Origin of the sequence: Shewanella sp. Sh95 (assembly GCF_001308045.1) — a bacterium.
Lineage (GTDB): Bacteria > Pseudomonadota > Gammaproteobacteria > Enterobacterales > Shewanellaceae > Shewanella > Shewanella xiamenensis.
Genome location: NZ_LGYY01000003.1, coordinates 1 through 23,770 on the forward strand (window position 1 = coordinate 1; position 23,770 = coordinate 23,770).

Annotated in this window: 17 protein-coding genes, 1 pseudogene and 1 riboswitch; of the genes and pseudogenes, 15 read left to right on the plus strand and 3 right to left on the minus strand. The window is 45.7% G+C overall.

Translation table 11 applies throughout. The annotated features are described in order from the left end of the window. The 3 genes and pseudogenes from AEA42_RS00275 to AEA42_RS00285 all read left to right on the plus strand — a co-directional run. A pseudogene (locus AEA42_RS00275) lies at window positions 1–272 on the plus strand (IS5/IS1182 family transposase); the annotation flags it as partial. A 303-nt stretch (window positions 273–575) separates the two neighbouring features. Beyond that, window positions 576–2,690, plus strand: coding sequence for a cytochrome c3 family protein (locus AEA42_RS00280; protein ID WP_055646637.1), 2,115 nt, complete (start codon window positions 576–578; stop codon window positions 2,688–2,690). 171 nt (window positions 2,691–2,861) lie between these two features. Next, window positions 2,862–5,012: a M3 family metallopeptidase gene (locus tag AEA42_RS00285; RefSeq protein ID WP_055646638.1), complete on the plus strand. Its 2,151-nt coding sequence runs from the start codon at window positions 2,862–2,864 to the stop codon at window positions 5,010–5,012. A 92-nt stretch (window positions 5,013–5,104) separates the two neighbouring features. Here the strand turns inward: AEA42_RS00285 and AEA42_RS00290 are convergent, their stop codons facing one another. The 3 genes from AEA42_RS00290 to AEA42_RS00300 all read right to left on the minus strand — a co-directional run bounded on the left by AEA42_RS00290 (window position 5,105) and on the right by AEA42_RS00300 (window position 8,721). After that, window positions 5,105–6,673, minus strand: coding sequence for a Na+/H+ antiporter NhaC family protein (locus tag AEA42_RS00290; RefSeq protein ID WP_055646639.1), 1,569 nt, complete (start codon window positions 6,671–6,673; stop codon window positions 5,105–5,107). A gap of 79 nt (window positions 6,674–6,752) precedes the next feature. After that, a riboswitch (Lysine riboswitch) is annotated at window positions 6,753–6,949 on the minus strand. 95 nt (window positions 6,950–7,044) lie between these two features. Then, the gene (locus AEA42_RS00295) at window positions 7,045–7,971 is read right to left on the minus strand and encodes an FAD-binding protein (RefSeq protein ID WP_037420528.1); all 927 of its coding nucleotides are present in this window, start codon (window positions 7,969–7,971) and stop codon (window positions 7,045–7,047) included. Then, entirely contained in the window at window positions 7,972–8,721 is a 750-nt protein-coding gene (locus tag AEA42_RS00300; protein WP_037420526.1) for an electron transfer flavoprotein subunit beta/FixA family protein, read from the minus strand. A gap of 309 nt (window positions 8,722–9,030) precedes the next feature. On the opposite strand from AEA42_RS00300, the gene AEA42_RS00305 reads away from it, so the two are divergent. The 12 genes from AEA42_RS00305 to AEA42_RS00360 all read left to right on the plus strand — a co-directional run bounded on the left by AEA42_RS00305 (window position 9,031) and on the right by AEA42_RS00360 (window position 23,764). Next, on the plus strand, window positions 9,031–9,423 hold the full coding sequence (locus AEA42_RS00305; protein ID WP_037420523.1) for an H-NS family nucleoid-associated regulatory protein: 393 nt from the start codon (window positions 9,031–9,033) through the stop codon (window positions 9,421–9,423). Between the two features lie 207 nt (window positions 9,424–9,630). After that, window positions 9,631–12,705 carry an amidohydrolase family protein gene (locus AEA42_RS00310; protein WP_055646640.1) on the plus strand — a complete coding sequence of 1,025 codons (3,075 nt, stop codon included), beginning with the start codon at window positions 9,631–9,633 and terminating at the stop codon, window positions 12,703–12,705. Then, window positions 12,705–13,994, plus strand: a complete 1,290-nt coding sequence (locus AEA42_RS00315) for an amidohydrolase (RefSeq protein ID WP_055646641.1) — start codon at window positions 12,705–12,707, stop codon at window positions 13,992–13,994. Before AEA42_RS00310 ends, AEA42_RS00315 begins: the two co-directional genes overlap by 1 nt. Window positions 13,995–14,071: 77 nt before the next feature. Next, a complete protein-coding gene (gene rcsF / locus AEA42_RS00320; protein WP_037420516.1) occupies window positions 14,072–14,452 on the plus strand; it encodes an Rcs stress response system protein RcsF in 381 nt (126 codons plus the stop codon). A gap of 98 nt (window positions 14,453–14,550) precedes the next feature. Further along, window positions 14,551–15,285: a tRNA (N6-threonylcarbamoyladenosine(37)-N6)-methyltransferase TrmO gene (gene tsaA / locus AEA42_RS00325; RefSeq protein WP_011716468.1), complete on the plus strand. Its 735-nt coding sequence runs from the start codon at window positions 14,551–14,553 to the stop codon at window positions 15,283–15,285. Further along, the gene (locus tag AEA42_RS00330) at window positions 15,286–15,915 is read left to right on the plus strand and encodes an acyltransferase (RefSeq protein ID WP_011716467.1); all 630 of its coding nucleotides are present in this window, start codon (window positions 15,286–15,288) and stop codon (window positions 15,913–15,915) included. Between the two features lie 198 nt (window positions 15,916–16,113). Continuing rightward, the gene (locus AEA42_RS00335) at window positions 16,114–17,826 is read left to right on the plus strand and encodes a proline--tRNA ligase (RefSeq protein ID WP_037428285.1); all 1,713 of its coding nucleotides are present in this window, start codon (window positions 16,114–16,116) and stop codon (window positions 17,824–17,826) included. 265 nt (window positions 17,827–18,091) lie between these two features. After that, entirely contained in the window at window positions 18,092–19,216 is a 1,125-nt protein-coding gene (locus AEA42_RS00340) for a patatin-like phospholipase family protein (protein ID WP_055646642.1), read from the plus strand. Window positions 19,217–19,484: 268 nt separating this feature from the next. Then, window positions 19,485–19,730 carry a hypothetical protein gene (locus AEA42_RS00345; RefSeq protein WP_055646643.1) on the plus strand — a complete coding sequence of 82 codons (246 nt, stop codon included), beginning with the start codon at window positions 19,485–19,487 and terminating at the stop codon, window positions 19,728–19,730. 149 nt (window positions 19,731–19,879) lie between these two features. Next, window positions 19,880–20,590, plus strand: a complete 711-nt coding sequence (locus AEA42_RS00350; RefSeq protein WP_037428282.1) for a YjbF family lipoprotein — start codon at window positions 19,880–19,882, stop codon at window positions 20,588–20,590. A gap of 10 nt (window positions 20,591–20,600) precedes the next feature. Next, on the plus strand, window positions 20,601–21,386 hold the full coding sequence (locus AEA42_RS00355) for a capsule biosynthesis GfcC family protein (protein ID WP_055646644.1): 786 nt from the start codon (window positions 20,601–20,603) through the stop codon (window positions 21,384–21,386). After that, window positions 21,386–23,764, plus strand: a complete 2,379-nt coding sequence (locus tag AEA42_RS00360; RefSeq protein WP_055646645.1) for a YjbH domain-containing protein — start codon at window positions 21,386–21,388, stop codon at window positions 23,762–23,764. The genes AEA42_RS00355 and AEA42_RS00360 overlap by 1 nt, the downstream gene beginning before the upstream one ends. The last annotated feature ends 6 nt before the right edge of the window (window positions 23,765–23,770 follow it).

Genomic DNA, 23,770 nt, shown 5'->3' on the forward strand with positions numbered 1-23,770 from the left:
GGGACGGTGCTGCACTCTGGGAACACGGACATCCGCGTAACTTAGCGGTCAGTTGGCAACAGCTTTATGGTTCAAATAAGCAGTGGAAAAAACGGTATGGTTATCATCGGCGGTCAATCTCAGAAACAGCAATGTACAGAGTGAAGCAACTACTTGGTGGCAGATTGAGCCTGCGAAATTATAACGGTCAGGTAGGAGAAACTTACGCGATGATAAAGGCGTTGAACAAACTCACTGGGCTAGGCATGCCTGAAACTTACCGTGTAGTTTAATATTCAAACGATTATGAGGAGCTTTGCTCGCTGAATCGATTTAGGAAACAAAGCCAATCGCATTAACAAAAGTTTAGAAATGTGATCTACCTCCAAAGTTATAGTCCTAAATGCGGTTTGGTTCAAAAAACAAACATATCAATAACAGTATTATTTCATCTGGGACTAAAAGTACTCAATTTAAAAAATAAAAGTATTCGATGCTTGCAAATGAAATCAGCGGTTCAAAGCACTAATCTCCCCTGCAAACGTTAGTGCTGCAATCCGTGCCTTTAAATGCGTATTGGATTAATGGAGATTATGATGAGAATATTCACCTCTAAAAAACTGGCATATGTTGTCGCGTTAGCACTTACCGGTGCTCTCGTTGGTTGCGGCAGTGATGGTAAAGATGGTGTAGATGGCGCGCCAGGCACTCCGGGGACACCTGGCACACCAGGAACACCGGGTGAACCTTGGGTTCCACCACCAGTCACGAGTTCAACAGTCACCAATGTAAAAGTACTGAACTATAGCTTTGGTGAAGGCAATATCACCTATGAATTTCAGATCACTGACGAAAATGGCAACTTAATCAATGGACTGAAAAATGCTGAAGCCAAAGTTGCAGCATTAACCGATAAAGGCTTTATCAATAATAGAAATGAAGCCGACAAAACAGACGCAAGTGGCAATCCTGTCAAAGATAACGTCAATATCGGTGGCGCTGCGACTCAAGCAACTGAGGGCGCTCTGCTCACTTCATTAGGCGATGGTCACTATAGCTTTAAAGCCCCAATGAAAGGTGTTAACGCAGGTACCGAAGGTATTGTATGGCTCAGAGTCGGCGGTAATGCTGAAACTGGCATTGCTCTCTCAGCACCGCTGGTGGTGAACAAGCCAGAGGGAACTCATTCAACCACGACCGATAGTTGCTATTCCTGTCACGTAGACTATTCAACAAGCCCACGTAAACACACTAAATATGTAGCAACCGGTATGGACAGCGAAGTCACCTTCGTTGAAGGCTGTTTAGTCTGTCACGGCTCAGTTAGCTTTGCAGCAAAAAATGCCGAAGGTTTCTCTATCGGCGGTTATTCAACCAACACACTGTCTAAGATTGGCCACATTAATCACCAGAAATTTACTAAAGATTTCAGCGTGATGAACTGTAGTTCTTGCCACGTTGAAGCTCCAACCAATATTAATGTTTCAGGCCCAGGCTGTATTGACTGTCACAATACTGGTGGTGTACCAGGCGCGATTGTGCCAAGTAATGGTGCCGATGTCCGTCCGATGCATGAAGGTAAAACAGGTATTACTGAGCGCCAAGCATTACGTGCTAAGTATAAACTTGAATTATCTACCCCTGTTAAAGTTGATGATATTTCAACAAAAACAGATCATTATGCGCCAACTGGTGCAGCTTCTGCCGTTACCGCACCAGGCTGGTGTACCACTCTGACAGTAAAAGATACTGACGGTAATATCTTTAGCATTAAAGATAACTTCAACTACTCAAATCCGCTGGTATTTGATGCTAAGAAACCGATTGTTTACGCAGGTGCTTATCTGCATTCCTACGAAAAAAATAGCTTAGTCGGTCGCCCAGGTAACCGTACTAACTATTACTATGGCTACAATGCTGATGGTACTAAAAATATCTGTCATCTGCTGACCGATATCAGCCCTGTAAACGCCAACTATGTCTACTCTGCACGTGTGACCTTCAGCACCGCAGGTTGGATGGAGTACGACGGTAACCAACGCTATCAAAGCAATGGCAGCCTCAGAGCCAATGGCTATGACGGCTCAATGGGGGTCTCGTTCACCGCATACTCTGATGTAGTCGATCCTGCGACTGCAACCAAAGTATCCGCCTTTGAACGTCGCACCGTAGTCAGTGATAACAGCTGTACTACTTGTCACAATGATGCCACCGCATTCCACAAAAATGGCGCATTTGACGAAGGCGGTAAGGCTTGCGTAGCTTGCCATGATAATGGTATGGCACGGACATCAGCCACACTCGGTGCTGGTTTTGGTCCTATGGTGCACAGCTGGCACTGGGGCAACGGTGCGAATGTCGGTGAGATGAAGGCCGATGGCACTCAAGCGAAAACCGCTAACGGTGCAGGTGCAATCAACCCAGTCACAAGCTGTGTTGCCTGTCACGAAACCGCGATTGATTTAAACAAAATACCAAACCAATACATCCTTGAACCTGGTAACAAAATGACCAGCCCTGTTACCGCTAACTGCTATGCTTGCCACACAGGCGATGCAGTCAAAGCTCACATGGCTAGCAATGGTGGCGAGATCAGCGTTCCTGCCGTAGGTGATTGGTTCAAACAACCAACAGGAGAAGCATGTGCTGTTTGCCATAACACAGGTAGCAGATCAGGTATCGACAAATACCACAACTTCACCCGTAAATAGTTAATCGTCCCACTATTTTCCCTGCAAGAAAATAGTTCAAAGCGCCCCGTAACCTTGGGGCGCTTTTTTTGTTTACTTTTACTTACAACTTCATCCCATAGGTTTTCAGTCCTATTTAAGTTAGTAACGCTAGAGTCACAAAAACTACAATTCTAAGGAAATCACTCAACTATGCGTAAAAGTTTTATTGCCATCGCCATTGGCGCCACACTGATGACCGGAGCACTAGCTGGCTGTAGCACTCAAGATACAAAAGCTGCAAATGTCACCGCAGTACAAACCCAAAACCCCTTATTCCAAGCCAGTACACTGCAATATCAAGCACCTGATTTCAGCGTTATTAAAGACGAGCATTTTCAGCCCGCTTTAGAACAAGGTATTAAAGAGCAGTATCAAGAAATTTTAGCAATTGCTAACAATCCTGCTGCGCCAACCTTTGATAACACAATTGTCGCCATGGAAAAAAGCGGCGCCCTGCTCAACCGTGCATCGAGCGTGTTTTACAACCTCGCAGGTTCGAACAGCAATCCAGCCCTGCGTAAAATCCAAGGTGAAATGGCCCCAAAAATGGCTGCTCACTCGGATAACATCAACCTTAATCCTGCGCTATTCGCTCGTATTGAAGCCATCTATAACGACCGCAATAACTTAGGTTTAACGCCTGAAGCGGTACGTTTGGTTGAGGTGTATCACCAGCGCTTTATCATGGCTGGCGCTAAGCTGACCGATGAGCAGAAAGTAAAAATCCGCGCCCTGAACGAAGAACAATCAACGCTGACCAACGAGTTCTCTCAACGTTTACTACGCTTAACCAAAGAAATCGCTATTGTTGTCGATAACAAAGAACAACTCGCAGGCCTAAGTGACAGCGAAATCACCTCGGCAGCAAATGATGCCAAGGCAGCAGGCCATGAAGGTAAGTACTTAATCAATATCACCAACACTACTCGCCAGCCAATACTCGCCTCTTTAGAGAACCGTGAACTGCGCCAGCGCATTTGGGAAGCCTCGGCAAACCGTGGCTTAACGGGTGAAAACGAAACCGCATCTTTAGTGTCTCGCTTAGCCCAATTACGTGCCGAGCGCGCGGCTCTCTTAGGTTATGAGAACTGGGCTAGCTATCGCCTTACACCGCAAATGGCAAAAACGCCAGAAGCGGTTTACAGCATGTTTGGCTCTATGGTGCCAGCCGTAGTCGCCAACACAGAGAAAGAAGCGGCCGATATCCAAGCGATGATCAACAAGACCGGTGGCAAGTTTGAACTCGCACCATGGGACTGGGAGTTTTACGCAGAGAAAGTCCGCCAAGAAAAATACGCTCTTGATGCCAATAGCATTCGTCCCTACTTCGAATTTAACCGCGTCCTCGAAGACGGCGTGTTCTATACGCTTAAAGAGTTGTATGGCGTGACGTTAAAACCACGTCCAGATTTGCCTGTATACCACCCAGATGTGAAAGCCTATGAAATGTTTGATGCCGATGGCTCAAGCATGGCGATTTTCTATGCTGATTACTTTGCCCGTGAAGGTAAACGCGGTGGCGCATGGATGAGCTCGTTTGTAGGGCAATCCTTCCTCGAAGGTACTAAGCCTGTCGTAGTTAACGTGATGAACATTAAAAAGGCGCCTGATGGCCAACCTACCTTCGTCAGCTATAACGAAGTCACCACGATGTTCCACGAAATGGGCCACGGTACCCACGGTATGTTCTCCAAAGTGACTTACCCAAGTCTTTCTGGGACTTCGGTATCCCGTGACTTTGTGGAATTTCCATCGACTTTCGAAGAAGATTGGGCGGCCCACCCTAAAGTGTTAGCCAACTACGCCAAGCACTACGAAACAGGCAAGCCTATCCCTGATGAGTTACTGCAAAAACTGTTAAAATCCGGCAGCTTTAACCAAGGCTTCGATACGTTAGAGTATATGGCTGCGGCGCTAGTGGATATGGAATGGCACTCATTAAGCCCTGATGCACCATTGCAAGATGTAGCGACCTTTGAGGCTAATGCGCTGAAAAAGCACGGCTTAAATATCACCGCCGTACCACCACGTTATAAGTCAACTTACTTTGCCCACGCCTTCCCAGGTGGTTACTCAGCAAGTTACTACGCGTATATGTGGAGTGAAATTTTAGCGGCTGACGCCTTTGCCTATGTGCAAACCCAAGGCGGCCTAAACCGTGAGATCGGCATGAAATACCGTAAGACCATTCGCGAAGTGGGCAACAGTATTGCGCCAATGGAAGCTTACAAGAACTTCCGCGGCCAAGAGCCTACCACTGAAGGTTTACTCAACCGCCGTGGGCTCAATCAGACTCAGTAATTTTAGATACTGAGTAGATAAAAATCAGCCAGCATAGTTGCTGGCTGATTTGTTTTACATTCTCAATATAAGAGCGAAGTTAAATCACGGACTTATAAAGCCGTACTTTTGGATTTAATGTGCAAACCAAAAATCGTCAATACAAACAATATGCTACAAGTCACTAATCCCGCATTGACCGATTCAGTAAAGCCAAGCACTACGTAGCCGATCATGCTGATCAGCGCAACGATTACTGCGTAGGGAAGCTGCGTCACTACGTGGTCGATATGATGGCAACTGGCCCCCGTCGACGACAAAATAGTGGTATCAGAAATCGGTGAACAATGATCACCAAATACCGCCCCCGCTAATACCGAAGCCAGCATAGGTAACATCATGGCTGTGTGACTGCCCATCGCCATATCCGCAGCTATCGGCAGCATAATCCCGAACGTACCCCAACTGGTTCCTGTAGAGAATGCAGTCAGGCCCGCTAACACAAACATTAATGCAGGTAAGAAAGCAAAGGGAATATTCCCAGTGGCTAGGCTAGCCATAAACTTACCGGTTTCAAGCTGGCCGATCACACCTGCAATGGTCCAAGCAAATAACAAGATGTAAATCGCAGGCAACATAGAGCGAGCGCCCTGCACTACACCTTTTAATACCATTGATTTTTCAACGCCTTGCACTAAGTTAAGTACCAGCGCAACCGCTAAACCAATCAGGGCACCAAAGAACAGTGATGAACTCACATCGGTTTTCTCGAAAGCAGAAATAATATTAAATTCAATGCCTTCTTTAGCTAATACTTGGGCACCGCTATCGATCATAAAATACAGGGTCGCAAATACCAGTACTGTGATAGGTAGGAATAACCCGAGGATTTTACCTGTTTCAGCTTCGGGTAAATCAGCATTAGCACCTGGCGGTAAACCTTTAGTCTCATCGTATAAATTACCGCGCATGGCATTTAATTCATGTTCACGCATAGGGCCAACATCTAAGCCCATAAACGCCACACAAAGCAGTAATAATAAAGAGAAAATTGCGTAGAAATTCATAGGGATCATTTGAATAAAGACACTTAAATGCCCTGAATCCGCAAAACCATGTGCTGTTAATATTCCGCCAATTAACGCAATAATATAAGCGCCCCAACTTGATACCGGTGAAATGACACAAACTGGTGCTGCGGTAGAATCTAATAAATAAGCTAACTTAGCGCGGGAAATATGGTAACGGTCGGTAACAGGCCTTGCGACAGACCCAACGACTAAACTATTGAAATAATCGTCAATAAAAACAACACAGCCTAAAAACATGGTCAGTAATTTCGCATCGCGCTTATTACGAATATGTAACCTTGCCCAATCAGCAAATGCCCGAGCACTACCACTCACAGTAATTAGAGCGGTGATCATCCCCAATACAATCAAGAAACCGAGAATGTATAAATTCCAAGAATTTACGCCATCTTCCGACCAAAAAAGTCCTTTTACACTGTTAAATAAAAACTCACCGCTGGCCACAGGAGAAAATTGATTGAGCAATAATACTCCAATCACAATTCCTAAACCGAGGGAAAGAAGCACTCGGCGAGTAAAAATCGCCAATACAATTGCAACCACAGGCGGGAGCAAAGAAAGCGCCGAATCGGCATAACTAACTACAGTCATTGATTATTTCTTCGTCAAAATACGAATGGAGGGCGACTGAACTGGTGGGAAAAGGCAATAGATACCCAAGATCACCTGTCCTATCAATAGCGCTCCATAGTAACTATTCCTAATATCCGTATCTGGAAATACTATGGCAGTGTTGTACCTATTAGACACAACCCCAGCAGTTGATCGTGATAAATCAAACTACTTCGGCACCAAATCCTTTCGTGAACGATCAACGGAATCACCCTACTGATCACTACTGATATTTGGTGCGCCTCTACTTCTAAGAACGCCCATACATGGGCGTGAGGCTCATAAAAACATAAGCGGCTAAGCAGTTACCACCGCGAAGCCGCTTACTCTGACTTAGCTCACAAATAAAATCAACTTAAGCTTGCAATCAACTGCGGAACGGCTTCGAACAGGTCAGCTTCGAGGCCATAATCGGCAACTTGGAAGATAGGCGCTTCAGGGTCTTTGTTGATAGCCACAATCACCTTAGCGTCTTTCATTCCCGCTAAATGTTGGATCGCGCCTGAAATACCGACTGCAATATAGAGGTTAGGTGCGACAATTTTACCAGTTTGACCGACTTGCAAGTCATTCGGAACAAAGCCTGCGTCAACCGCCGCACGCGAAGCTCCTACTGCGGCACCAAGCTTATCAGCCAGTTGCTCTAACATCCCGAAGTTTTCACCGCTGCCCATGCCACGGCCACCAGATACGATAATGCCAGCATTACCTAACTCTGGACGTGCTGAAACTGTCAGCGCTTGAGACACAAACTGAGCTTTGGCTTCAAACACTTTATCCAAGGTAGTCACAGCAGCGTTATTACCCTGTGTCACCGCATCGAAAGCACTGGCACGCACTGTCATCACTTTGATAGCGTCATGGCTTTGAACTGTCGCTAAGGCGTTACCCGCATAAATCGGACGAACAAAGGTATCGCTACTCACCACGCCAATCACTTCCGAAATTTGCGCCACATCTAAAAGTGCTGCCACACGCGGTAACGTGTCTTTACCCGCACTCGATGCCGCTGCGAGAATATGGCTGTAGTTTGGTGCTAAGTCCACCAGCAATTTAGCCACGTTTTCGGCTAAATGCGCTTCATAAGCGCTGTTATCGGCAACTAATACTTGCGCGACACCTTGTAGAGCTTGAGCGGCTTGCACCACTGCACCACATTGATGGCCCACCACCAATACATGTACATCGCCGCCGATCGCACGAGCTGCGGTGACAACTTTAGCGGTATCCAGTTTCAGCGCCGCATTATCGTGTTCTGCTAATACTAAAATGGCCATTTAGATCACCTTCGCTTCATTCTTTAACTTTTCAACCAGCTCTGCTACCGACGCAACCATAATACCGGCCTTACGTTCAGCAGGCGGCGTTACCTTGATCACCGTTTGATGCGCTTTGAGCGTCACACCTAAATCAGCTACCGTCAGCACATCTAACGGCTTACGTTTGGCTTTCATGATATTAGGTAATGAGGCATAACGTGGCTCATTCAAACGTAAATCCGCAGTCACCACAGCTGGCAACGGTAGATTTAAGGTTTGCATACCACCATCTATCTCACGAGCAACTTGAAGTGAATTACCTTCAACTTTAATTGCTGAAGCAAAGGTCGCTTGCGGCATATCCGTTAATGCAGCAAACATTTGGCCCGTTTGGTTATTATCACCATCAATGGATTGCTTACCAAACAGCACTAATTGCGCTTGTTCTTTTTCTTGTACTGCTTTAAGTAATTTGGCAATTGATACTGGTGCTAACTCTTCTTCAGTATCAATGTGAATCGCGCGATCAGCACCTAATGCTAATGCGGTACGCAATTGTTCTTGAACGGCTTTATTGCCGATGCTGACGACCACTACTTCAGTAGCACTGCCCGCTTCTTTTAAACGAACCGCTTCTTCTACTGCAATTTCACAAAAAGGGTTCAACGCCATTTTGAGGTTTGCGGTATCAACGCTGGTGTTGTCAGCTTTTACCCTGACCTTCACATTGGCATCAACTACGCGCTTAACAGGCACCAATACTTTCATAGGGCTTCCTTCCTACACTTTCATGTACATGGACAAAACATTGGTGATCACCAATGCAGGATAGAGCCACTTTACGTCCTGTTAACGTTAACGTCAACCAAAGTCAAACGCTTGTTTGCATTTTTAAGACTGTCGTATTGGCCACATTTTTGAACACTTATTTGCCATATATAAAAAGTTCAAAAATTAAATAATATTTAATTTTTGTTTATTGCATAATTTTATTTGATTCGAGCAATATTAGTTTCTATCATTTAGCTGTTGTTCACCATTATCCTGTAATAAAAATAGAGTGGGACGAAAATAGATATGAGCGAATTTTTAGAGATATTAACTCACGGTCGTCGTTTTAAAGCTGCTGTAAAAGATCTTAGCGTTGAAGAACTGCGTGATTTAGCGGCTAAACTAGATAAAATTTTAGTTGAGCGTGAGTCAATGGAAGCAGAAGAACAGCAAGCTATTGCTGCTCGTAATGCAAAAATTGAAGAAATCCGTCAACAAATGGAAGCCGTTGGTTTATCAATCGACGATTTAGGTGGTGTTGCAGTTAAAGCCTCGAGCAAGAAACGCGCTCCTCGTCCAGCGAAATACCAAATTGAAGTTGATGGCGAAGTGATCCAGTGGACAGGTCAAGGCCGTATGCCAACAGTATTTAAGAACGAAGTCAATAAAGGCCGTTCTATGGATGATTTCTTAATCTAATCCAATACCGTAATGGTAATGACAATAGCCATTCGCTATTATCATTGAGTAACATAAAAAAGCTCGCGCCCTGCGAGCTTTTTTATGCCTATCCCACCCCGCCCATTGTCATTCAAGTAAATGCTTAAATTGCGTTACAATTCATCTTTAGTATTTACATCTACTTTAGGTTACTCTTTATTCACCCTCCGTCTAAGTGAATAAAAAATGCAGATAAACAATAAGATAATAATAAGCTGCGGCATAATAAGTAGTTTTGTATCTCAACCCATTTTTGCCGAGGCCAATCCCATCCCCCCCGTCAATAAGTTAACTGCATTGACCAATGCAGAATTAATTCTTGCACCGGGGAAACGACTCTCAAATGCCACATTATTAGTTGAAAACAATCGGATCAAAGCCATTATTGACCAAGGTGATATCCCCGCGGCAGCACTAAAAGTCGATCTCAGTGGTTATACTATTTATCCCGGTTTTATCGATCCTTTTACCGATTATGCTATCGAGTTTGAATATCCCAAATTGCAGCTCACTCGTCCGGTATATGATATTAAGCGTATTGGCGGGAATGCTGAAAATGGTGCAATTCACGCTGAAAAAGAATGGTTTAATTACATTTACCCCAATAAAGAACGCGCACGAGATTGGATCAATAACGGCTTTACCAGTGTACAAAGTAGTAAACTCGATGGTATTTTCCGAGGCACGGGTGTCAGTCTTTCACTCGCGGACAAAACTGCCAACGAGGTAATTTATAGGGCGCACAGCCAACCTTTTATGGCCTTCGATAAAGGTACGTCAGAACAAGACTATCCCAATTCCCTCATGGGTAGCATCGCGCTTATCAGGCAAACCTTTGCTGATGCTAACTGGTATAACCAAAATAAGCACAAATCGGTTAATAGTTCAGCTACACCTCAAATTGAATTTAATATTGCCTTCGAACGTTTAGATAACTTAGCCGAGAAACCAATCGTATTTGAAACAAAAAATCTGAACGATTTATTGCGTGCAGCTAACCTACTCAAAGAACATAAGCAGCCCGCCAACTTACTCGCAAGTGGCCAAGAGTATGCTCGGATCAACGAATTAAAGGCTCTGAATTATCCTTTAATTCTTCCTCTTAATTACCCACAAGCACCCGATGTGGGTACCGATGATGCCGATCGCGAAGTCTCCCTTGCAGAACTCAGGCAATGGGAGCGCGCGCCCACAAACCCTGCCGCAGTAGCAAATGCAGGTATCCCCTTTGCGTTTACCCAATTTGGCATTAAGACCGAGGCGTTTTGGCCACGCCTTCGTCAAGCGATTGCGCAAGGACTCAGCGAAGATAAAGCCCTCGCGGCCCTCACCACTCAAGCTGCTGAAATGGCAGGAACCGCTGACTTGACCGGAAAACTTGCTCCGGGCTATATGGCGGACTTTGTCATTACTAAGGGCAATATTTTTAAAGACGGACAAATTTACAGTGTCTGGCTACAGGGACAAGAACAAGCCATCCGCTCACTTTCACAAGCCAAGATGTTGGGTGACTATCAGCTGACGTTGAATAATTTAACTTTAGATTTGAACCTTGAAGAAGCAGACAAAGCAGGCAAAACCACTTTGCAAGGAAATCTGAGCACTGGCGAGAAGAGTATTCCACTCTCCAACCTCAAGCTTGAAGACGACGGCCGCGTCAGCTTTAACGCCAATTTAACTGATGCAGGCATTCATGGGATCAGCCGTTTTACCCTCTGGTTTGCCAAAGACGGCATTCAAGGCCGGATGGTAGACGCCCAAAGTCGTAGCATTAATGTTGCTGGTATTGCCCTTACGCCTCTGCCAAAGACGGAGCAAGTAAGCACGCCTAAAGCCGATGCATCGCAAACCTTAGTCAGTCAACTGACCTACCCTAACGTCGCCTATGGTTTAAGTGAGGCGCCCAAAGCCGAGAAACTCCATATTAAAAATGCCACCCTGTGGACCTCAGATAAACAAGGTATCTTGGAACATGCGGATCTGCTAATGGCCAATGGCAAGATTGAAAAAATCGGCCAGCAACTCAACACGCCTTCTGGATATCAAGTCCTCGATGCAACGGGCAAGCACTTAACAGCGGGTATTGTCGATGAGCATTCCCATATTGCCATCAACGGCGGCACCAACGAAGGCACCGACGCAGTCACCTCTGAAGTGCGGATTGGCGATGTGATTAATCCTGAAGATGTCTCCATCTATCGCGCACTCGCGGGCGGTGTGACCAGCGCACAATTACTCCATGGCAGCGCTAATCCTATTGGTGGCCAATCCCAGTTAATAAAAATGAAGTGGGGAGAAAGCGCAGAACAGCTAAAGTTTGCCAATGCCCCTGCCAGTATCAAATTCGCCCTTGGCGAAAACGTTAAACAGAGTAACTGGGGCGAAAAGTTTGTGCAGCGCTTCCCGCAGACGCGCATGGGGGTAAAAGCCTTATTTGAAGAAACCTTCGATGCAGCACTCGCCTATGAGAATGCACTGAAGGATTATGATGATTTACGCAGCAGTGAGAAGAAGAAAACCCTCGCACCGCGCCCAAGTTATCGCCTGCAGGCGGTGGCCGAAGTGCTTAAGCAACAGCGCGATGTGCATATTCACTCTTATGTACAGTCGGAAATTTTAATGTTCCTGCGCTTAGCCGAAGCCTACCACTTTAAAGTGCAAACCTTTACCCATGTGCTTGAAGGTTACAAGGTTGCCAGTGAACTGGCTGCCCATGGTGCGGGCGCCTCGACCTTTGCCGATTGGTGGGCTTATAAGTTCGAGGTTTATGATGCGATCCCGCAAAACGCGTGCCTAATGCAAAAACAAGGTGTGTTGACGAGTATCAATTCCGATGACTACGAAATGCAGCGCAGACTCAACCAAGAAGCAGCTAAGTCAATGATGTATTGCGGTATGTCAAAGGAAGATGCCTGGAATATGGTGACCATCAACCCAGCGAAACAGCTCAGAGTCGATGAGTATGTTGGCTCACTCACCCCAGGCAAAATGGCCGATATTGTGCTTTGGAACGCCGAGCCGCTGTCGATTTATGCCAAAGTGACCCAGGCTTGGGTTGAAGGCAAACGCTACTTCGATCGCGACCAAGACCAGCTTGCCCAGCAGCAAGTAGTGGCTGAGCGTGCCGCTCTTATCCAAAAAATTCTCAGTAGTGATGATAACGCTAAGGCGGGTGAAAAAGTTACACCGCTTAACGAGCCACAATGGCACTGCGATACCCATTATCAGGCTTGGGGCCAACATCATCAGGGAGCAAAATAATGAAGCACTTACCCACAACCTTGCTGCTGTCGACACTGGCCATCACCTTGTCCGTGCAGGCACATAATCTCATCCCTACGCCTAAACAAACTCACGGTGTGTTGATTAAAAACGCCACTGTGCATACGGTCAGCCAAGGGGTACTAACCAATACCGATGTGTTAATCGAAAACGGCAAAATCAGTGCGCTAGGACCACAGTTACACGTCAACGGGGCTGATGGTAAAGCACAGGTTATCGATGCCACGGGCAAACACTTATATCCCGGCCTTATTGCACTGGATACCAGTCTTGGCTTAGTGGAAATCGAGATGGTTCGCCCGACCGTAGATAACGCTGAAGTCGGTGACTTTAACCCGCAAATTACTGCAGCAACGGCTTACAACCCGGATTCGGAGCTGCTGCCAACCATTCGCTATAATGGCATCACTCACGCACAAATCGTCCCTAGTGGTGACGGACTCGCGGGCCAATCGGTGGTCGTCGATCTCGATGCGTGGACCATTGAAGATGCATTGCACCCCAGTGAAGGCCAATTTCATGTTTACTGGCCACAGATAAAACGCATGCCAGAGGATGAAAAAGGAAAAGCCAAAGCGATTGAAAAAAATCAGCAGGCTATTGATAAGCTAATCAACGCCTTTGAGGACGGTTACCGCTATTTCTTAAGTCAAAATGCACAGGATACGGACAACACGCCCAATCTGCGTTGGCAGGCCATGTTGCCACTGTACCAAGGTAAAGCGACGCTATTTGCCCACGCAGACAGTGTTAACCAAATCGAGCAAGTGATTGCCCTGACTAAAAAATATCAATTTAAATTGGTCATTGTTGGTGGTTATGATGCATGGCGACTGGCCTCAAGCTTAAGGGAAGTGAATGCCAGTGTGATTTACCCGCACACCCTAAGCCTACCTAAACGCACAGATGAACCGGTAGATTTACCGTTTAAAATCCCTTCGTTGCTAGCAAATGCCGGCATTCCCTATGCCCTTGGTTTTTCATCGGATTGGAACAGTCGTAACCTACCCTATGCCGCAGGTTACAGCGCAGCTTATGGCGTTAGGGCAGAGCAAGCGTTGAAATCTGTCACGTTAGATGCTGCAAAGCTGTTAGGGATTAACGATTTAGGCGCTATCGAAGTAGGCTATCAGGGCAGCGTTGTGCTGAGTGACGGAGATATCCTCGACCCCATGAGTAACAAAATTGATGCGATCTGGATTGAAGGAAGACAAATAGATCTGAATAATCGCCACCAGCAGCTTTATCAAAAGTATCTTAAGCGATAGAATTTACTGAGATAAATCGCACAGCACCGCGCAGTCCATGGGACTGCGCTTCTTTACCCTTAATCTCAGGTCAAACCATGAAAATCATCCTCTCAAGTGCATTAGTGCTCCTGCTTAGCGCCTGTGCCAGCGACTACAGTTTTAATAGCAATTTAGACGGTGAGGCGATTAGTGACTACTTCAAGGCGGGCGATGTTACGCTATTTGAAGGTGATAGTTTGCCTAAAGGCCACTACGAGTTGAAAGGCTTAGTGCAAGGAGAATCTTGCCAAGCGGATGTAAATGGCGTGCCAGCATCCTTAAGCGAAGCGAGAACCGAAGCCCGCCGCGCTGCGGCTGATAAAGGTGCTAATGGTATCATCATCAAACAATGCGTGATGATGGAAGAAGCTGCGCAAGGCTGTATCAGCCGCGCGTTATGTGTCGGTCAAGCGATTAAAATGGCCACCGCCGACTAGTTCATCGCGTGTATTATACTGCACGCCATTCTTGTTGTACTTTACAACCTAAGCCATCTGAGTTTGGGTTGTTGCTCCTTCCTTTAGGTGTTTTTTGCATGACATTTACCAACCAAATTACCGCTGTGGCCACCTGCCGTACCCCCTACAAACAAAAATTTGGCATTCCAAGGCAACCTGGTTTGGTGGAAGCACGCGGTTATGTTGAGCTGGAAGGCCATATCAATCATCTCGACGCCGTGCGTGGCATCGAGCAATATTCCCACCTTTGGCTGCTGTTTTGTTTCCATGAAAATCTCGCCCAAGGCTGGAAAACCACAGTTCGCCCACCGCGTTTAGGCGGTAATGAAAAACTCGGTGTATTCGCAACCCGCTCGACTTTTCGCCCAAACGGCATTGGCCAATCCGTGGTAAAACTCCACCGAGTGGTGCAACGTAAAGGCAAAGTATGCCTGGAGATTTCAGGCATGGATCTTGTCGATGGCACGCCGATTATCGATATAAAGCCCTATATTCCCTTCTCAGATTCGATTGAAGGTGCCGTCGGCGGTATCGCTCAAGAAGCGCCTAAGCTGATTAGCGTGGTTTTTTCCGAGCTCGCGGCAACGCAGATTAACGCCTATAGCAAACAGGACGCTTATACTGATTTGGCCGAACTTATCCGCGGCGTACTCGGACAAGACCCTCGCCCTGCCTATAAAAAAGCCAAGGATGATCCCAAGCTATATCAAGTGGCTTTGTATGACTTAGATATCTTTTGGCGGATGGCGGTTGATGAGGATGATCGGGAATATATTCAAGTGCTCGAACTCAAACCGGGGAAATGTGGCTAAATGCAGACGCTAAACACAACCGCATTGCCTGATTATCAGAGCCAACACAAAAAGCGTCTGTCTTGGATGCCCTGGCTGTATTTTTCACTCAAAGAAAAACACTTAGTCTGGGCTAAACCTTGGCAGGATGAAATTCAAACCAACCTTTGCGCCCTCGAAACCGTCACCATTGGTGATAACTGTTTTATCGCCCCCGAGGCACAATTATTTGCCGAGCCCAATCGCGATATCAAGATAGGTAATCATTGCATGATTGCCGCCGAATGTTTTTTACATGGCCCTATTACCCTTGGTAACGAAGTCGCCATCAATCATGGCTGCTCCTTCGATGGCGGTCGAGTGGGGATTCAAATTGGCTCCCAAACTCGCATTGCTAATCATGTCACTATCTATGCCTTTAATCATGGCATGGCGCCCGATACGCCCATTTATCAACAAGCCTCTCACTCTAAAGGCGTCGTGATAGGTAAAGATGTTTGGATTGGCGCACAGGCCGGGATAGTTGATGGTGTCACCATTGGCGACCATGCGGTGATTGGCATGGGCTGTATTGTCACCAAAGATGTCCCCGCATGGGCTATCGTCGCCGGTAATCCTGCACGGGTGATTGGCGATCGGCGAAATAAGTAAGCAGCGACGAGAATCTAGATACGAGCAATGACGAAGTCGCACCCTAACGGCGCAGCGCTTATCTTTGCTTTATCGGTTATCCAGCATCAAAAATGCTATTTGTCTCCCAGCTAGTTGAATTTAACCTAAATCCATAGGTGACATCATCAAAGCAGGTGATAAAATGGCGCCCATTCAACTCAAATTTGGACATCGGTAATGCGCGTTAGCAAATACCTACTTTCTACTCAAAAAGAAACACCTGCGAATGCAGAAGTCATCAGCCATCAATTAATGCTACGGGCGGGTATGATCCGCCGTAACGCTTCAGGCCTATACAGCTATCTGCCCACGGGCCTGCGTGTATTACGTAAAGTCGAAGCGATTGTTCGTGAAGAAATGAACAAAGCGGGCGCGATTGAAATCCTAATGCCTATGGTGCAACCGGCTGATTTATGGGTAGAAACGGGTCGCTGGGACAAGTTTGGTCCTGAACTACTGCGTTTTAAAGACCGTCATAGCCGTGACTTCGTTCTGGGACCAACCCACGAAGAAGTGATCACCGACTTAATCCGTAAAGAAGTCAGCTCTTACAAACAATTACCGCTGAATCTTTATCAAATTCAAACTAAATTCCGCGACGAAGTTCGCCCACGTTTTGGCGTGATGCGTTCTCGCGAGTTCCTGATGAAAGATGCTTATTCTTTCCATCTTGATGTGGATACCATGAATGAAACCTATGAGGCGATGTATCAAGCCTATAGCAACATTCTGTCGCGCATGGGCTTAGCCTTCCGCCCAGTTTTAGCGGACACCGGTTCTATCGGTGGCAGCATGTCACACGAGTTCCATGTATTAGCGCAAAGCGGTGAAGACTTAATCGCCTACTCTACGGGTAGCGATTATGCCGCTAACATCGAGAAAGCCGAATCGCCAATGCCAACCGAAACGCGCGGCGCGGCGACTGAAGCATTACGTTTAGTCGATACCCCAAATGCGAAAACCATTGCTGAGTTAGTTGAGCAATTCGGTTTGGATATCACTAAAACAGTGAAAACCTTGATTGTGAAAGGTGCGACTGAAGCGGCGCCACTGGTTGCGCTGATTGTACGTGGTGACCACGAGCTAAATGAAATCAAGGCAGATAAATTAGATTTAGTGGCATCACCATTAGAATTTGCCCCAGAAGCCCTGATCCGTGACGCCATTGGCGCAGGTCCAGGCTCATTAGGCCCTGTCGGCCTGAATATGCCGATCATCATCGACCACAGTGTTAGCGTGATGAGCGATTTTGCTGCCGGCGCAAACGTGGATGATAAACACTACTTTGGCATCAACTGGGAGCGCGATCTGCCACTGGCACAAGCGGCCGATATCCGTAACGTGGTTGAAGGCGAGCCAACACCGGATGGTTTAGGTACCTATGCCATGGCTCGTGGTATCGAAGTGGGTCATATCTTCCAACTCGGCACTAACTATTCTAAATCGATGAATGCGACTGTTCTCGATGAGAACGGTAAATCACAGGTGCTGCTGATGGGTTGTTACGGTGTTGGTGTGAGCCGTATCGTGGCAGCTGCGATTGAGCAAAACTTTGATGACCGTGGCATTGTATGGCCAGAAGCGATTGCACCATTTAGTGTGGGCATTCTGCCAATGAATATGCACAAGTCGCACCGCGTCACCGATATCGCCGAGCAGTTATACAAAGACTTAAGTGCTGCGGGTATCGATGTCCTGTTGGATGACCGTAAAGAGCGTCCAGGCGTGATGTTCGCCGATATGGAGCTCATTGGTATTCCTCACACTGTGGTGATTGGTGATCGCAATATCGACGCGGGTGTATTTGAATACAAAAACCGCCGCACTGGTGAGAAGCAAGATGTACCATTCGACCAAATCGTCGATTTCTTAAAGAATCTGCAAGCTTAAGCACAGTCTTTTGCGCTGAATATACATTCGCCAGTGTGAGTTAATGGCTTACCATTAACCTCTCAATACAGCAACGCACTTAGGCTTAACTTAAGTGCGTTTTTTATTTCCAGTCTGTTGATGGCAAACAAGCTCTCAAGTGCTTGCCTTTGCCTTTTATCATCAAAAAATAAAGAAATGTCATTAAGATAACTGCTCAGACTTGCTTTTTTAGACAAGGCATTGCTTTAATAAAATCATAATAACAAGTCGTTGAGTATTAAGATTGCCAACATCAACAGCATTAGTTCTCGGTGGCGGTGGCGCTCGTGCCGCCTATCAAGTGGGAGTGTTAAAAGCACTGGTCCAGCTTTATCCTCGCAACCATGGCATTCCCTTCAAAATCATATGTGGCACTTCCGCTGGTGCCATTAATGGTACTTCAATCGCCACCCATGCCTCATGTTTTCATTTAGGTGTCAAAAAACTCGAATGGGTATGGCGTCATTTTGAAACTAGAAAAGTGTACAGAGCCACTGTTCCTGGCGTGTTAAAGCACCTCTCAAAAATGGCGCTAAAAGGCTTACAGGACGATAAGGTCAATACAGATGCTGGCAGCCTGCTCGATAATGAACCTTTACGGCACTTATTGAATGAACTTATCGATTTTAAAAGAATTGATCGCAATATCCGCAACGGCGCTTTAACCGCTCTGAGTGTCGATACCTCCTGCTATAACAACTCGCGTTCGGTGACGTTTTTTCAAGCGGCACGGGATATTGAAAACTGGACCCGCGCCAGACGCAGCGGTGAGCGGCGCATGTTAAATACCGAGCACTTGTTAGCAAGCTCAGCCATTCCCATGGTGTTCCCGTCAATTAAACTTAATCAAGCTTATTATGGTGACGGCTCAGTCCACCAGCTGGCGCCGCTTTCAAGTCCAATCCATTTGGGGGCTAATAAGCTATTGGTGATAAACCTAGACAGTCCCCATAAGCATTTTCCGATGGAGCTAGAATATCATCCGAAGACTGCGACCATCGCGGGTCATCTGTTGGATACTATCTTTTCTGATACCTTAAATAGCGATTTAGAACGCCTAGAGCGCATAAATCATACGCTTTCCCTTATTCCAGAAGAAAGCCGTGCGCAACTAGCATTACACCCCATAAAAACCTTAGTGATAAAACCCAGCGAAGATTTAAGTAAAATCGCCGCCCGCTTCTATGACGATATGCCCTGGGCAATTAAAACCTTACTGGGATTTTTTGGTATCGATAGGCAGTCTGACTCCAGTATTGTGTCTTATCTCTTGTTTGAAAAATCCTATACCAGCGCATTGATCGATTTAGGCTATCAAGACGGTATGGCGCACCTTGACGAATTGAAAGCATTTTTCAATTTAGCCTAATGCGATGACTCACAATAAAAAGGCTGAGTAAAATCGAATTGAAGCCCGCATCTTGCCGTATTATAAATTAAACGATGACATAATTCCTTAACCGAGATATGCGAAACTCATTCAAAATTAAGGATTATTCAGTAGCAGCTAAGCTGTAAATCAGTCTAAAGTCTGAGTGGCGGAATAGATTTAACATTGATCATTTAAGTTGAATCACCTATCATGCTGTACTAGATTAGCTAAAAATTAGGTTAATTTTTTCTAAAAGGGAATCACGATGAAAAAAACTTCATTAGCACTTATCGCTGCTATTTCAATGTTAGGTTCAGTTGCGGCTAATGCAAATAACACTGGTACTGGTACAGCTACTGGTGGTACAGGTGTTGGTGGCGCTACTGGTGCTATCGTTGCTGGTGGTATTGCAGCCGGTGCAGTTGTAACTGGTGTTTTAGTTGCTGCAAATGGCTCAGATGGCAACCCAATCACCACCACAAATACAAATACCACCACTAACTCTAACTAATTGATTGGTTAGTGTGTGTAAATAACCGCCTTTTGGCGGTTGTTTTTTTTGGGGCATTTAAACGTCTAAAGCAAAATAGCGAAAGCTTGAAATCACGACATCATATATTTACATTGGTTACCTACTATTATTGAGAATAAGCAACTCGGATGCGTATATATAAAAGAATTTTCCCCATTATTGCCATTTCGGCAGTTATCGTAGGGCTATCGGGCTGTAGTCAACGAATTAGCGCATTAAACGATACCGCAAAACTCGCCTTTTTTGGGAGTGACGATGTGGTTCTCTCCCCTGAGCAAGTATCGGCTAATCCTTATGCCAGCATCTATGTAAAACTTGAAGATACGGCTCAGGCATTTGTGGTTTTAGCCTTTGCAGAGCCTAAAATCAGCCTATCTTCAGTAAAAAACTCGCCCGAAGCACTCGAACTTAAGTGGTTATCTGCAGATAAAGGCATGTTGATTACGGTTAACGGCCGTTTAGTCAAAACCCATAATCTGCTTGCAGGTAACTTAAGTGCTGTTGAAAGTAATGAGCCAGATCCACTGTTATTAGGATTGCATTTAAGCAATACCCCAAAAACCTGGACTCGAACGATCGATTGGCAACCTGGTTATCATTATGGCTACCGAGCAACATCAGAATTTAAATTGATTGGTGACGAAAATATTCTAATCAATGGCACTCCCACACAAGCTTTGCATTTTAGTGAAAACGTCTCTGTGGATGCACTCAATATCCAATATCAAAATGAGTTTTGGCTAGATCCACAAACAGGCAACGTTATTAAAAGCCATCAGAAAATTGCGCCCAATCTGCCGTTTATTGATATCACCTTACTGAAGCCTTTTGCTGCTTAGTGGAGCCATAATGAGATCTTATATCACCCCGTTGGCACTGCTAGTAGGTTCACTGTTTTTACCCGCTGTAGAAGCCAATACCCAACTTGCTGTCAGTACCACTGCGTCTAACACGCCGCAGCTACACATTACCTATCCCTCAGCCATTCGAGTTGGACAAGCAGTTCAGGATGGGTTAACCCAGCTTCCTCTTTATAATCAGCCAACAAAAAATGAGGCTGTGGCAATTTATTGGCTAGGTGCGGCACTTTTAGATATAAAAAATACTGCAGCATTAGAGACCACTCGTCAGCAAGTATTGCAGCAATTGGCTACGATGGGTGAGCAAATCGATAATGGTAACTACATTGCAAAACTGAGCAAGCTTGCTCAGTTTTTACGCAACATCAAACTTGGTCAACGGATTAATCAACCATTAGATCTCGATTTAATCCGTATCACCGATGCTTATAATCCACTTATCGATGGTGATTTTTTACTCGTATTACCCCCTCGCCCAACTACGGTCACTGTCGTTGGCGCGGTCGCGCAAATCGGTGAACAAGCATGGCAATCGCGGGCCAGCAGTAAAGATTACCTAAAGCATGCGGGTTTACTCAATAACGCCGAAAATAGCTTTGTATGGATTATTCAACCCGATGGTAATGCAATAAAACAGCCTATCGCCTATTGGAATTATCAAGCTCAGGATATCGCCCCAGGTGCGATTCTCTTTGTTGAGTTTTCAGAGCTGTTTGCTGACCATGCAAAATTAAATAACAACATTATTGAATTACTCAAGAATCGGGCTCTGTAATGAAAAAGTCGACTCCCACTTTGCATACGTTCGGGCGTTTATCTGCGCTGTCATTAGCACTGCTACCTTTGTTACATGTTAGCGCCGATGAATTTTCTTATCCGACACTATTGCCTTCACAATCAGATTTTGGTGGCGTTGGTTTAATGCAAATGCCTACAGGCCGTATGGCGCCTGAAGGTGAATTTAACTTTAAAACCACTTATAACGATGATTATCAGCACTTTAGTGCTTCAGTAGCGCTATTTCCGTGGTTTGAAACCACCATTCGCTACACCCTAGTACAAGACCTACTTTACAGTAACGACCCAAGCTTTAGCGGTAATACTAAATACACAGATAAAGGCATCGATTTTAAGGTTCGCTTACTGGAAGAAAGTAATTGGCTGCCCGAAACCTCTATTGGGGTGCGAGACTTTGGCGGCACTGGCTTATTTGATGGTGAGTTTATCGCCGCAACGAAACGAGTTGGCCCAGTGGATTTTACCCTCGGCATAGGCTGGGGCTATATTGGCAATAGCGGTAATCTCACCTCAGATAAAAAAGATCTTAATTACAACTGCGATAGAGATACCTCCTATGGTGGTAAAGGTGGAACCGTAGATTATCAACGTTGGTTTAAAGGTTGTGCAGCCCTTTTTGGCGGCGTTGAATATCAAACCCCATGGGAGCCTCTTCGCTTAAAAGTGGAGTACGACGGTAACGACTATCAATCGGATTTCCCCGTCGTACGTGGCAGCATTCCAATGCCTCAGGACAGTAAATTTAACTATGGACTACTCTATCGGTTTGGCGATTGGGGCGATCTGCATTTAAGTTATGAGCGCGGTAATACTTGGACGCTTGGCTTTAGTCTACAAACTAATTTTAATACCTTATCGCAGATTAAAACCGATCCTGCTGCCGCTAAATATAAGCCGCTTCCGGCTGCACCATTAACCCTTACCCAAACAGAATCCTCCGCACCGATAAACACACCAACAGTCGAACAAGCGACTGTGGGTGCTAATACTTCCGTGACTCACGATTCGAAAGTGCAAAGTGCTGAAGTAGTCAATCTAGAACCAGTAAACACGCCTAATCAGACGATGGCGGAAAGCCAAGTGGATTGGAACAAGGTCGCTCAAGACTTACAAACCATCGCAGGTTACGCAAACGCCAAAATTTATCTGGATAATGACAGCATTACTGTCGTCGGTGAACAAACCAAATTCCGCGATAGAAATGAAGCACATCAACGAGCGGCCACCATTCTTGCCAACAATACAGATGTAACTCGTATTAAAGAGTACCGATTAATAGAAACTCGTTATAGCCAACCGATAACAGAAACCCGTATCGATGCCCCCAAATTTGCCCAAATCGCAAATTATGGCTATCTCAATGCCAAAGTAACTGACGCAAGTGTTATAAAAGTTCCAAGCTTGCCACAGGGACAACTGGTCAATACTACTGATAAGGATTGGCTAGATAAGTTTAGCTTTGATGTTTCCCCCACCATGTCCCAATCCTTTGGCAGTTCAGAAGGGTTTTATATGTTTAGTATTGGCATGACGGGTAGTGCAAGTTACCGCTTTACCGATAACTTTGAATTTTCAAGCTCACTTTATCTTAACCTTTACGATAACTTTGATAAATTTTTATACGATGTACCGCCCGATGGTACTGACTTAAAACGGGTTCGCACCCTCGTTCGCCAGTATATTCATGATAATCCGGTTAGAGTGAATAACCTGCAACTGACTTGGATGGATAATTTAACCGATAATATTTCTTACCAAGCCTATGGTGGCTATTTAGAAATGATGTATGGCGGCGTGGGTGGCGAGGTTCTTTACCGTCCTCTAAACAGCCAATGGGCTTTTGGTGTTGATGTGAATTACGTTAAGCAACGCGACCCCGATAGCATGCTCGGCTTCTTTGCGGAAGAAAATCAATTTGACCCGCTCATTAACCGCTTCTATCGAGTACAAACGGGCAGTGTAACTGGGCATGCTTCAGTCTATTACCAACCCGATTGGTTCCCCAATACCTTGCTCAGGATAAGTGCAGGCCAATATCTAGCCGAAGATAAAGGTGTGACCATAGATTTCTCGAAACAATTCGATAGTGGTGTGATTGTGGGCGCCTTTGCGACTAAAACCAACCTGTCGGCAGAAGAATATGGTGAGGGTAGCTTTACTAAAGGCTTCTACGTGTCAGTACCATTTGATTTAATGACCATTAAATCAACCCATAGTCGGGCGACAATCAGTTGGATGCCTCTTACTCGCGATGGTGGCCAAACATTAGGGCGCAAGTACAGCCTTTATGACGTAATGGATGCAAGAGATCCTTGGTTCACTCGCCCCAGCACTGAAAATAAGCCTGTAAAATAATTGAAA